The following is a 13,018-nucleotide window of genomic DNA, read 5'->3' as shown; positions in this document are numbered from 1 at the left end:
GTGGGTGTAAATCGCAAGTTTTGGGTGCGAATTGGCGTATGGACGGTGCTAATTGCAATCCTTTGGTTTGTCGCAAGTCAGTTAAAACAAGATCAGCGGCGCGTTGCCCATATGCAGCAACGATTGGCGCAACAACAACAAGCGTGGCAATTGATTGACGCGTGGCAAAGCGCGGCAGCCACAACGGAAGTTAATCAACGCCAGTGGTTCCAGGGGCAGTTAGCGCTATTGGAGTACTGGCAACAGCAACGACGCTTAACCACCGACTTTGATCAGCAAGGTTTGCATCAGCTGTATTTGGCCCAACTGACATTAATTGCCAGTAAAGGCGAGCTAGGCATGGCTCAGCTGGCATCCATGGTTTTAGAGCAGCAACCAACGCCAGTACGACCACAGCGGAGTGGTAAAACCAGCAAGGGCATGACCCGTAAGCAACAGCAGCAGTTGTCATCACTGGAATTGATGATGGAAGACCTGGCCTTGCAATTAACCTTGTTACAGCAGCGTGTTGATCTGCAAACCCAGCAATTGGCACAACAGAAGATGCAGTTGCTGGCGGTGAAAAGTGCTCAATTGAGCCCAGCATCGGAGCCCCTAAGCGCAGATTTGGTGGGCTTATTTGTGGATACCTTGCCAGCGAATGCCAAGGTGGAGGTACTGAACATTCGCGATCGTTACACGCAGGGGATCAGTCTACCGGAAGGGAAGTACCTGCTACGGGTTTCGGCGCCGGGTTTTGACACCATTAATCGCTGGGTACAGCTTTTGCCCAAACACAATCGTTACTGTGTGTCGCTGGCGGATGACCTGAGTTTAAAACGCCCAGGACCAAGCGAGCATCAAAGCACCATCTTTAAAGCGCCCTGTACCTGGTGAATCGGGATTCCACGGAAAGCGATTGCCGGAATAGTTGTTGTACTGCAGCGTGAAGGTGCCCGGACGCCAATCAAAGTAGCCAAAACCGTAAGTGAAATCCGGATTCCACGGCTGCTTCTGCGCATCATCGGGGTAATAGAACATCGCCCAGTTAACGTACCAGTTGCCGGTAATGGTGTACTTACACCCAAGCTGCACACTTTGATGGCCAGCCAGATATTCCGAGCTGGCGAGATCGAAGAACTCAGGGGTGTAGTTGTAATTCAGATCACAGCCCATTGATGCATCATCAAACGCCGATGCCCAGTTGATCCACGATTGCGCGACCGGAAACTTCCAACCGAGGCTCCACGTGCCTCGATTAAAGTGAGTCGACTTTTCGCCATCTTCGGGGCTAAAACGGTTACCACCGTAGTTAGAATAAAGCAGGCTAAGAGTGTATGGCCGCCAATCACTGTAACCAAACACATAGGTGTAATCGGGTTCCCAAGGTTGCTGAAGATCGCCGCTGAGATAATGGGAAAGGGTTACGGTGGCAAACCAATTGCCTATGGGATTGTATTTGATTGTGGCCGACAAGTTCTTGTTGATCCCCTCAACTCCGCCAACGTTGTTGTCTGGGTTGGCGGCAATCACACTTTCGCGCAGTGGATAGTTAAGCGCGAAACTGCCAGAAAACCCCTGATACCAAGGCCCATCATGTTCCACTAGATCCCCCAATGGCACATCAAAAGAGCTGGATACGCCATTCCAAATCAGCTCGGCTTCACTGGTGTCGGTTGTGCGCGATAACGTGGTTCGTTTACTGCGCTTGCGGATCACGCTGCTGTCTTGCTTCGGCGCCCGCTCGGCACTGCTACGATAATATTTTGATTCCGATCCAAGCACGGGATTGTGATGAAAAGCCAACAACAACAAGCTGATAACTGTTGGCACCCAGTTCCTTTGGGAGTGATCGTTAATGGTTAAAATGACGATGTCCTTGGCGAAAAAATTTATTGTGGCCTAGCGTTGATATTAGTCGATATCTTCATGGATGACCGAGGTCGCAGTTATGGAAAACTTGCTTAACCAACTAATTCAGCAGAATAAAATGCTTGAAACGAGTTTGGATTTGACCAGCGGGAGCGATTTGCAGCGCGTTACTGAGATGGCAGATCAGCTTTTATCAGAGCAGCATTCCCTGTTTGAGCTCCGTCAGAAGGAGGTGGATCCCCGCTGGCATAATCATTTAGGAATGCAGATAGCCATTAAGTTGGCGGCATCACGCCGTTGCGTAGAGGCGATCACAACCCCGAGTGAAATCTCAGTGGTGTTTGCCATGTACGGCGAAACAGAACGGATGCAACGCCCCAGTGAACACCCCCACGGAGAAGACTTTATTCGGCGTAAGGTGGAGCAGTTAGACTGGTTGCTGGCGGGCTTACCCCACCTGAGTTGGTATCTGGAGATCGTTGATGACGGTTGTCCGAATGGCAGCGGCGAGATGGCGCAACAAATTGTGGCGCAAATGGGGCTGACTAAGCAGATCCGCATTCATAAATTAGCCGATGGAATCGCCGCAAACGCTTTGGTTTGCGAAGGGATGAAGGACGACAGTGACAGTCAGAAGGGTGGATCCATTGCTTACGGTTTATCCTTGGCGGCTAAGCGCAATCGCAGTGACAACCATTATGTGTGTTTTACCGATGCGGATTTATCCACGCACTTAGGGCAGGTTGGGTTGTTGATCGAACCCATCGCTAATGGGGTGGCAGACATAAGCTGTGGCTCGCGCCGTGAACCTCACTCGGTGGTGTTAAAGCAAGGCACCCGTAATGAGCGGGGTAAGTTGTTTATCTACCTATGGCGTCAGCTGATCCCACAACTGTCTTTCTTGGTGGATACCCAGTGTGGTTTTAAAGCGTTTCGGGCCAGCGTACTGGCAGAGGTGTTGTTCAACCGAGTTGAAAACAAATTCGCCTTTGATATCGAACTGTTGTTGAAAGGAGAATTAGCCAACCCCGGCAGGATCAGCAAGGTGGCAGTAGGGTGGATCGATTCGGATGCGCTATCGACCACAACAGATATTGGCCCCTATCTGAATATGCTTAAGGCCATTGTGATTATGTATCACAACTATTTAGAGCTGAACGAAAAGGCCAGTGGTTACGCCAGCTTGATCAGTACCATGGATGAAGAGGGTTGGCAGCAGATGCTCACCACACTGGAGCCACAGCTTGCGAAGTACACGTTAACGCAAGTGCTGCAAAGCAACGAGTTCCAGCCGGAGCGATTAGCGGAGTCTGCCCAGCCCACAAATCGGCTCAGGCAAACGGTAAAGTGCTAAATTCTGGATACAAAAAAGCCCGCAGCTGCGGGCTTTTTTAGTTAGCGAAGCAATTAAGCAACGGTAACGATCTTACAGGTGTTGGTGCCACCAACGGTTTCCATGGTATCGCCCATAGTAACGATAACCAGATCACCACTGGCAACCACACCCGTTGCTTTCACGCTTTCCAGAGCGGCAGAAACCAGAGTTTCAGCGCCGAAAGCGGTAGAGTCAAAGTGTACTGGCTGCACGCCACGAACCAGTGCCAAACGAGCCAGAGCTTCGTCGTGACGAGCCAATGCAACGATTGGCAGGTTAGAGGTGATGCGGCTCATCAGTTTCGGGGTAGTACCGGATTCAGTCAGAGCAACAATCGCCTTCACACCTGGCAGGTGGTTAGCGGCGTACATGGTCGCCATCGCAATGGTTTCTTCGCTGCCGTTGAAGGATTCATCCAAACGGTGCTTAGACACAGTAACGCTAGGGTGCTTTTCGGCGCCCAAACATACCTTAGACATTGCCAGTACGGTTTCTTCTGGGAAGTCACCAGCCGCAGTTTCAGCAGACAGCATAACCGCGTCAGTGCCATCAAGCACGGCGTTCGCTACGTCCATAACTTCAGCACGAGTTGGCATTGGAGAGGAGATCATGGTCTCCATCATCTGAGTTGCAGTGATCACAACTTTGTTCAGCTGACGAGAGCGAGAGATCAGTTTCTTCTGTACGCCAACCAGTTCTGGATCGCCAATCTCAACGCCTAAGTCACCACGGGCAACCATTACTACGTCAGAGGCTTTGATCACATCATCCATTGCATCTTGGTCAGCAACGGCTTCAGCGCGCTCGACTTTGGCAACGATGCCTGCGTGCAGGCCAGCTTGAGCCGCCAGTTCGCGAGCGTAATCCAGATCAGCACCGGTACGTGGGAAAGAGACAGCCAAGTAATCACACTTGATTGCGGCAGCGGTAATGATGTCCGCTTTGTCTTTCTCGGTCAGCGCAGGGGCAGACAAACCGCCGCCCAGCTTGTTGATGCCTTTGTTGTTAGACAGTGGACCACCAACGGTCACTTCGGTGTAAACCTTGTTGCCGTCTACAGACAGAACGCGCAACTGCACGCGACCGTCATCCAACATCAGGATGTCACCTGGTACTACGTCTTTAGGCAGCTCTTTGTAATCCAGACCCACTTGGTCTTGATCGCCTTCGCCTTTGCCTAAATCAGAATCCAGCAGGAACTTGTCGCCGATGGCCAGTTGGATTTTGCCGTCTTTGAAAGTAGAAACGCGGATCTTAGGACCCTGCAAATCACCCAAAATAGCAACGTGCTTGCCGTGTTTCTTCGCAAGTTCACGTACGTGAGTTGCGCGAGCCACGTGATCTTCTGGGCTACCGTGGGAGAAGTTCATCCGTACCACGTTGGCGCCAGCCAAAATAATTTTTTCCAGATTACCGTCGCGATCGGTCGCAGGACCTAAAGTGGTGACGATTTTGGTTCTTCTAAGCATGTTGCTCTCCGTTTTACCGTGTCAACTGGACTAAAGTTGAATTAAAAGTTCGAAAATGAAAAAAAACTACAACCTGTTAGTGTCAGCCGCCGTGCTCTTTAAGTTCAGAGCTTGTCGTTTGAGTTATTTTAGTTGGCTTAGCTGAGCGATGGGGCGGCAATGAGAATTGCCGCCATTTGGAATTGATTATAAGGAGGAATTTTTCTCGAAACGTGATTCACGTAACGCTTCTTTAACGCGTTTGAGATTATCTCGGAAGCGGATGCCTCTGCGGAGTGTAAAACCGGTGGCTAAAACATCAATGGCCACCATCTGTGCCAAACGCGATGCCATTGGCATGTATAAGTCGGTGTCTTCCGGTACATCCATGGTCAATGCAACCGAGGCTTCACGAGCCAGTGGGCTGTCTTTGCTGGTAATGGCAATCACGTGAGCGTGGTTTTCTCGTGCCAGCTTAGCCACTTCAACTAAGGTTTTGGTACGGCCGGTATGAGAGATCAGCACTACAACTGTACCTTCACTGGCGTTGATGCAGCTCATGCGCATCATCAGCGCATCGTCAAAACACATGACCGGTACGTTGAAACGGAAAAACTTATTCTGCGCATCGTGTGCAACGGCCGAAGACGCACCTAAACCAAAGAAGTAGATCTGTTTTCCTTGGGTTAAAAGATCTACTGCACGATTGACGACTTGAGCATCAATCGATTGCTTGGCTGAGTCCAGCGCGGCCATTGATGATTCAAAAATCTTGCTGGTATAGGACTCTGGGCTGTCGCTTGATTCTACGTGGCGAGAAACATAAGGGGTGCCGTTGGCGAGGCTTTGGGCGAGATGCAGTTTGAAATCGGGAAAGCCCTTGGTATCAAGGCGGCGGCAGAAGCGGTTAACCGTAGGTTCACTAACGTCAGCCATTTTGGCGAGCGTGGCAATGCTGGATTGAATCGCGATCTGCGGCTCTGCCAGAATCACTTCAGCTACCTTACGCTCAGACTTGCTGAAGTTAGCTAGGTTCTTTTGAATTTTGTCGATTGTATTCATATTTATAGTGACTCAGATTCAATAATTTCCGTAGATGACACAACTGCATGTAGGAGTGCACTCGCTATAATCATCCCAGACTAGGTTGCGCAACAGCGTAGAAACGCTTTTGATGTGAGTATCTTACAAACAAACCTGAAAGTTTGCTAGTAAACCGGCGGATAAAGCCTTGCTTCATGGCCTGTTTTTCATTTAAATGTAGTTAAATTACATCGGCAGCTGAAATGTTCCGTTAAGGAGAGGGCAGTGGCAACTATTTCCGATCTATCCGACAAACCTTGTGATTTTGTCTTATTTGGCACCAGAGGTGATCTGGCGCGTCGCAAGCTATTACCGGCACTCTACCAACTAGACCGAGCGGGTCTACTGCATCAATCAACACGCATCGTTGGCATTGCACGCCAGCAGTTGAGCCAAGATGAGTACATCAACTTAGTAAAAGAAGCATTATCTACCTTCTTAAAAGAGCCTCTTGATCCCGACAGCTGGGACACCTTCAGCGAACGACTCTTCTATTACGGCACCGACTTCACTGATGCCGCTGGCTACGCAGATCTGGCCAACCACTTAAATGCAGACAACGTGATGGTGAACTACTTCGCCACGCCGCCTTCTATCTATGGTGACATTTGTCGCTGCCTGCATAGCAACCAACTGATCAAAATAGATACCCGAGTGGTACTGGAAAAGCCAATTGGCTCCGATCTGAAATCCAGTCAGGTTATCAACAACCAAGTTGCTGAATTCTTCAACGAGAACCAAATCTACCGTATCGACCACTACTTAGGTAAAGAAACGGTACAAAACCTGATTGCGCTGCGCTTCGCTAACTCGCTCTTCGCCTCGAAGTGGGATAACCGGACGATTGATCATGTGCAGATCACGGTTGCCGAAGAAGTGGGCATTGAAGGTCGTTGGGGCTATTTCGATGAAGCAGGGCAGATGCGCGACATGGTGCAAAACCACCTGTTGCAAGTCTTAGCACTGGTTGCGATGGATCCACCGGTTAACTTAAAAGCCGATTCGATCCGCGATGAAAAGGTAAAAGTGCTTAAGTCACTGCGCCCAATTAACCAAGAGAACATCTACGACACCAGTGTGCGCGGCCAATACACAGGCGGCTACCTTAAAGGCGGCCAGGTGCCGGGTTACTTGGATGAGCAAGACGCAAACTGCGGCTCAAACACCGAAACCTTCGTGGCGCTGCGCGTTGATATCGATAACTGGCGCTGGGCCGGCGTGCCGTTTTACCTGCGTACCGGTAAGCGGATGCCAACAAAGCATTCCGAAATTGTGGTGCACTTTAAAAACCCACCGCACAACCTGTACCGTGATTCCTACCGCCAACTGCCACCGAATAAATTAACCATTCGTCTGCAACCGCATGAAGGGGTTGAGATCCAGATGATGAACAAGGTGCCAGGGCTAGATCAAACCACCCGTTTGCAAACCACCAAGTTGGATCTGTCCTTTAGCGACACCTTCAAAAATGCCCGTATTGCTGATGCTTACGAGCGACTGTTGCTGGAATGTATGCTGGGCAATCAGGCGCTGTTTGTGCGCCGCGATGAAGTGGAACACGCATGGACTTGGTGTGATTCGATCATCAATGCTTGGCAGCACACAACTGAAGCACCAAAGAACTACCCTGCCGGCACGTGGGGGCCAGTGGCCTCGGTGGCGTTGATCACCCGTGACGGCCGTTCTTGGGAGGAGTAATCATGAGCACAATTGCGATGCCAGTATTTAAATCCTTTGCCAATGGCGACGCCTTGGTCGAGAAACTGGCCGACAAGATTGCCCAACAGTTACAACACGCCATTGATGAGCGCGGCCGCGCTTCGCTGATTGTAAGCGGAGGCAGTACCCCACTGCCGCTGTTTCGTAAGCTCAGCGACATTGGCATTGAGTGGGCGGAAGTCAGTGTTTCTCTTGCCGATGAGCGCTGGCTGCCGGTTGATGATGCCGAAAGCAATGAACGTCTAGTGCGGAATCATTTGCTGCAAGGCAAAGCAGCTTCAGCCCATTTTTGTGGTTTAGTGACAATGCACGCCACCCCAGCCGAAGGGATCGGAATGGCCACTGAGCGCTTAGCGCACATGCCAAAGCCGTTTGATGTGGTGATATTAGGCATGGGTAACGATGGTCACACGGCGTCGTTATTCCCCTGTGCCGCTGAACTGGATAATGGCCTCAGCAGTGAGCAACTGCTGGTGCCAATGCAGCCAACCACCGCCCCCCATGCGCGCATCTCATTCAGCTTAAAAGCGTTGCTTAATGCTCGTCAGATCTACCTGCATATTGCGGGTGCCAGCAAAAAGCAGGTGCTTGACCAAGCGTTATCCAGCCGCGACATCAAAGCGATGCCTATTCGTGCTTTCTTAGATCAACATCGCACCCCGGTTGATGTTTATTGGAGTGAACAGTAATGATGAACCCAACCATTGCGAAGGTAACTAACCGCATTATTGAGCGCAGTAAAGCGACTCGAGCGGAATACCTAGCACGTATGGATCAGCAGCAGGCCAAAGGGCCACTGCGTGGTCAACTTTCTTGCAGTAACTTGGCTCACGGCTTTGCTGGCTGTGTTGGTGCTGATAAGCAAGATCTGAAACAACTGAATAAATCCAATGTGGGCATCATCACCGCCTACAACGACATGTTGTCGGCGCACCAGCCTTACGCCACGTACCCTGATGCGATTAAAGCCTCTTGTCGTGAAGTGGGCAGCGTGGCACAGGTGGCCGGTGGCGTGCCGGCGATGTGTGATGGGGTAACCCAAGGCCAGCCAGGCATGGAACTCAGCCTAATGAGCCGTGAAGTGATCGCCATGGCGACGGCGGTTGGCCTGTCTCACAACATGTTTGACGGCACCTTGCTGTTGGGGATCTGTGACAAGATCGTTCCAGGCTTAACCATGGGCGCACTAAGCTTTGGTCATCTGCCAACGCTGTTTGTGCCAGCAGGGCCAATGCCATCGGGCTTGCCTAATAAAGAAAAAGCCGCGGTGCGTCAGCAATACGCCAAAGGCGAAGTGTCTGACGATGCCTTGTTAGAAGCGGAATCGGCGTCGTACCACAGCCCAGGCACCTGTACTTTTTACGGTACCGCGAACTCGAACCAGCTGGTGATTGAAGCGATGGGTCTGCAGTTGCCTGGCTCCTCCTTTGTGGCACCGAACGATCCACTGCGTACGGCCTTGACCGACGCGGCTGCCAAACAAGTGTGTCGTTTGGCACAGCAGAAGCAGGGCCGTTTGGCTGACATCTACAGCGAAAAGAACGTGGTTAACGGCATCGTTGCATTGCTGGCTACTGGCGGTTCAACCAACCTGACCATGCACTTGGTTGCCATGGCTCGCGCGGCTGGGATCATTGTTGATTGGCAAGATTTTGCTGAGCTGTCGCAAGCCACACCATTGTTAGCGCGGGTTTACCCGAATGGTCAGGCCGACATCAACCATTTCCACCAAGCAGGTGGTATGGCGTTCTTGATGGCACAGCTGCGTGACGGTGGCTTGATCCATAACGATGTACAGACTGTGGCAGGGGAAGGGCTGGATCTGTACTGCCAAACCCCAGCTCTGGTTGAGGGTGAATTGCAATGGCTTGCTGGCCCGCAACAATCTGGCGACGACGAAGTATTGCGCGCCATTGATAACCCATTCCAAGCGACTGGCGGCATGCAATTGCTGCAAGGAAACTTGGGCAGCGCGGTAATGAAGGTTTCTGCAGTCGCGCCGGAACATCAAATTATTGAAGCGCCAGCGGTGGTGTTTGAAGATCAATACGCCTTAGACGGCGCCTTTAAAGCGGGTGAGCTGGATAAGGACTGTGTGGTTGTGGTGCGTTACCAAGGGCCTCAAGCCAACGGCATGCCAGAGCTGCATAAACTCACGCCACCACTGGCGGTATTGCAAGATCGCGGCTTTAAAGTCGCCCTGGTTACCGATGGCCGCATGTCGGGCGCTTCCGGTAAGGTGCCTGCGGCCATTCACATTAGCCCAGAAGCACTCAATGGTGGCTTGCTGGCTAAGGTACAACCAGGCGACATGATCCGCGTTGACGCCACCACGGGCGAAATCAGCCTGTTGGTGGACGAACAACAACTGGCTCAACGTCAGGCAGTGAAACCGGATCTAAGCACAAATGATTTTGGTACTGGCCGCGATCTGTTCAGTCAGTTCCGTACCATGCTGGCCAGCCCAGGGATCGGCGCATCAGCGCTGTTGAAATAAGGAACGAACATGAGCGATTTATGGCAAATGCAGCCTGCTGAGGTTTTTGCTCGCAGCAAGGTTGTGCCAGTAATGGTGATTCAAAACTTAGAAGAAGCGGTACCGCTGGCTCAGGCTTTGGTTGAAGGTGGCATTAAGATCTTAGAAGTGACACTGCGAACCGAGTGCGCTATCGAAGCAATTCGTCAAATTCGCCAAGCGGTTCCTGAAGCATTAGTTGGTGCGGGCACGGTCTTGTGCCCAGAGCAGCTGGACGCGGTGATTGAAGCTGGCGCGCAGTTTGCTATTAGCCCTGGCACCACACCAACGCTACTGGCGGCGGCGAAGCAGCGTAATATTCCGCTGATCCCAGGGGTTGCCTCAGTATCAGACATGATGATCGCTTTAGAGCACGGTTATGATCACCTGAAGTTCTTTCCTGCTGAGTCAAATGGTGGGGTTAAGGCGCTTAAGGCGATGTCTGGGCCGATGCTGAAACTGACCTTCTGCCCAACAGGTGGGATCAGTCTGGCGAACTACCACGACTACCTTGCATTGAATAATGTGAAGTGTGTTGGTGGCAGCTGGGTTGCTCCAACCGATGCGGTTGAAGCCGGTGACTGGGCGCGTATTACTGAGCTGTCGAAGCAAGCCTTGGCTTAAACTTTAGCACCGATAGATACGTTAACAGACGAAAATGGTCAGCTCATTGCTGGCCATTTTTTTGTGAGCGCTTTGAATAATAATAAAAGGCTTTAATACTGCGACTACCCTTACAGATTGGATAATCTGATGGGAAGCATTCAAGATGAAACGTTGGGATCTTATGTTGGTAACCAGTTTATGGTTATTGATGTTTTCTGCTCGCGCTGTTGCGGTACAACTGCCACTTTCGGTGCAGGGGTTGAACTTAGAGCAGTCACCAGAAATGTTATTGTCTGAATTGGAAAATTTGGCTAAAAAAGCGCCGGTTTATCGAGTTGGAAATCAGATTTCCGGCGTTGGCGTTACATTCGACGAGCACCTTTGCCCAGGCAATGAAGCAACGGTAAATACCTACGCTGAAGTATACAGTTTAGAAAATATACCAAGCACTGCAGAACTATTTGACCGACTGAGGCAGCTGTCACGCCCTAAAATCGTTATTAGCAAACTGAGCCGTACGATGTTGTTGCAGCGTATCGAAAAATACAATGCATTATCTAAAGATGAGCAAGAGAAGTATTCTGACGATTGTAAAGTTTACCATGCGACAACATTTGTTGGTGAATATGGCGGCGCATCATTGGCAGAACTAAGGCAGATGGCTCAGGGCCACTGGGAGTTTCCACACCGGTTTTACCTGCTGGAATTATTCGAAGTTAGTGTAACCGCCAATGTGAGTGACATATCCAATATTAGGGTTACTTTGTCTGGTAAAGAGATGAAGCCGAAAAGGATAGACCTTCAAGCAAACCTAAAACAGCGAATCAATGGCCAAGTCTCTAGCAAGCGATTAGTAGATAAAATCGTTGAAAAATTAGGACAGCCGCTGGAACTGTTGCAGGACTATAGTAAATCAAAATTGTTGTACGTTGCTGGACCGAAAGGCGTTCCACCAGAGTTTGAGTCGTATTCTCGGATGAAATTCAATCGCGCAAAAATTTCGGAAAATTACGACGCATGGAATGCATATAACAAGCGCTATATCAAAGAACCGCCATCGGATGTCGCCATTTTAACTGTTTTGGTTGAAGTGAGAAGCGAAATGGTAAAGCAATACCGCATGATGCTGATGGATGCCGATCACGACTTAGTTAATAAAAAAGCGGTGAAGAACTACATCGACGGCCTAAAGAAAATAGAAAGATATGTTCCTTACAAACACAGGGTTGAAATAACGTCTCAAGCTATCGATATATAGCCTGTTTTTTTCGATAAAAAAAACGCTGGCCTTGGCCAGCGTTTGTTAATTTTAAACGAGATTAGGCGTTCATCAACACAACAGCGTTGTCGAGCATGCGGTTAGAGAAACCCCACTCGTTGTCGTACCAAGCCATAACTTTCACCAAGCGACCGTTTACACGGGTCTGAGTGGCATCGAAAGTAGAAGACATTGGGCTGTGGTTGAAGTCGATAGATACCAGCGGCTCGTGGTTAACGGCCAGTACTTCGCTCATGGCGCCAGAAGCGCACGCTTTTTCAACGATGGCGTTTACTTCTTCAACGGTGGTATCGCGAGAGGCAACGAAAGACAGATCAACCAAAGATACGTTGATGGTAGGCACACGTACGGCACCACCGTCGAACTTACCAGCCAAATCAGGCACAACTAGACCAACTGCGGCAGCGGCGCCGGTTTTGGTTGGGATCATGTTTACGGCAGCGGCACGGGCGCGGCGCAGATCGCTGTGGTAAACGTCAGACAGACGCTGATCGTTGGTGTAAGCGTGAATGGTGGTCATCAGACCAGATTCAATGCCCAGTTCGTCGTTCAAAGGCTTAGCAAACGGTGCCAAACAGTTGGTGGTACAAGACGCGTTAGAGATAACGGTCATGTCAGAGGTAACCACGTCATGGTTAACGCCGTAAACAACGGTCGCATCTACTTCTTTACCAGGAGCAGAAATGATTACCTTCTTGGCACCCGCTTCGATGTGCTTAGAGGCAGTCGCTTTGGTGGTGAAGATACCGGTACATTCAAATACTACGTCTACACCCAGCTCTTCCCAAGGCAGAGCGGAAGGATCACGCTCAGAGAAAGTTTGAATGCGATCGCCGTTGATGGTGATTGCGCCTTCTTCGTGCTCAACCTTCGCATTGAAGCGGCCATGTACGGAATCGTACTTGGTCAGGTGAGCGTTGATCGCGGCGTCGCCAAGGTCGTTGATGGCGACGATTTGGATTGGGTAATCCTTTTCGCTTTCATACAACGCGCGTACTACATTGCGGCCGATACGGCCGTAGCCGTTAATTGCGATCTTAATCATGGTGATTATTCCTATGGACTAGTAACTGTGTAGTAAAATTACAAGAATGTATGCTTCAGTCAAGGGTTTAAGTCACAAACTGTAAGTAATTAGACGA

11 protein-coding genes are annotated in these 13,018 nt (G+C 50.4%); 7 read left to right on the top strand and 4 right to left on the bottom strand.

Annotated features, from left to right (window positions below; translation table 11 throughout):
* Window positions 1-45: 45 nt before the first annotated feature.
* On the top strand, window positions 46-876 hold the full coding sequence (locus tag Q0796_RS03175) for a hypothetical protein (protein WP_298440216.1): 831 nt from the start codon (window positions 46-48) through the stop codon (window positions 874-876).
* Here the strand turns inward: Q0796_RS03175 and Q0796_RS03170 are convergent.
* Complete coding sequence (locus Q0796_RS03170) at window positions 814-1,812, bottom strand: hypothetical protein (RefSeq protein ID WP_298440214.1); 999 nt, start codon at window positions 1,810-1,812, stop codon at window positions 814-816. The two genes, Q0796_RS03175 and Q0796_RS03170, sit on opposite strands and share 63 nt — an antisense overlap.
* Window positions 1,813-2,026: 214 nt before the next feature.
* Between Q0796_RS03170 and Q0796_RS03165 the strand changes: the two genes are divergently transcribed.
* Window positions 2,027-3,205, top strand: coding sequence for a hypothetical protein (locus Q0796_RS03165; protein ID WP_298440212.1), 1,179 nt, complete (start codon window positions 2,027-2,029; stop codon window positions 3,203-3,205).
* Between the two features lie 53 nt (window positions 3,206-3,258).
* On the opposite strand, the gene pyk is transcribed toward Q0796_RS03165, so the two are convergent.
* Both pyk and Q0796_RS03155 read right to left on the bottom strand, forming a co-directional pair.
* On the bottom strand, window positions 3,259-4,695 hold the full coding sequence (gene pyk / locus Q0796_RS03160) for a pyruvate kinase (RefSeq protein ID WP_298440210.1): 1,437 nt from the start codon (window positions 4,693-4,695) through the stop codon (window positions 3,259-3,261).
* 186 nt (window positions 4,696-4,881) lie between these two features.
* A complete protein-coding gene (locus tag Q0796_RS03155; RefSeq protein ID WP_298440208.1) occupies window positions 4,882-5,736 on the bottom strand; it encodes a MurR/RpiR family transcriptional regulator in 855 nt (284 codons plus the stop codon).
* A gap of 255 nt (window positions 5,737-5,991) precedes the next feature.
* On the opposite strand from Q0796_RS03155, the gene zwf reads away from it, so the two are divergent.
* From zwf to Q0796_RS03130, 5 genes are all read left to right on the top strand, one after another.
* On the top strand, window positions 5,992-7,455 hold the full coding sequence (gene zwf / locus Q0796_RS03150) for a glucose-6-phosphate dehydrogenase (protein ID WP_298440381.1): 1,464 nt from the start codon (window positions 5,992-5,994) through the stop codon (window positions 7,453-7,455).
* 2 nt (window positions 7,456-7,457) lie between these two features.
* Complete coding sequence (gene pgl, locus Q0796_RS03145; protein WP_298440206.1) at window positions 7,458-8,165, top strand: 6-phosphogluconolactonase; 708 nt, start codon at window positions 7,458-7,460, stop codon at window positions 8,163-8,165.
* Window positions 8,166-8,167: 2 nt separating this feature from the next.
* Entirely contained in the window at window positions 8,168-9,973 is a 1,806-nt protein-coding gene (gene edd, locus Q0796_RS03140) for a phosphogluconate dehydratase (RefSeq protein WP_298440380.1), read from the top strand.
* 9 nt (window positions 9,974-9,982) lie between these two features.
* A complete protein-coding gene (locus tag Q0796_RS03135; RefSeq protein ID WP_298440204.1) occupies window positions 9,983-10,615 on the top strand; it encodes a bifunctional 4-hydroxy-2-oxoglutarate aldolase/2-dehydro-3-deoxy-phosphogluconate aldolase in 633 nt (210 codons plus the stop codon).
* Between the two features lie 145 nt (window positions 10,616-10,760).
* Window positions 10,761-11,855, top strand: a complete 1,095-nt coding sequence (locus Q0796_RS03130; protein ID WP_298440202.1) for a hypothetical protein — start codon at window positions 10,761-10,763, stop codon at window positions 11,853-11,855.
* A 61-nt stretch (window positions 11,856-11,916) separates the two neighbouring features.
* Here Q0796_RS03130 and gap read toward each other — a convergent pair whose 3' ends face one another.
* Entirely contained in the window at window positions 11,917-12,921 is a 1,005-nt protein-coding gene (gap, locus tag Q0796_RS03125; RefSeq protein WP_298440200.1) for a type I glyceraldehyde-3-phosphate dehydrogenase, read from the bottom strand.
* Between the last annotated feature and the right edge of the window lie 97 nt (window positions 12,922-13,018).

This window comes from uncultured Ferrimonas sp., assembly GCF_947489035.1.
Classification (GTDB): domain Bacteria; phylum Pseudomonadota; class Gammaproteobacteria; order Enterobacterales; family Shewanellaceae; genus Ferrimonas.
This window is presented reverse-complemented; position numbering and strand designations above follow the sequence as displayed.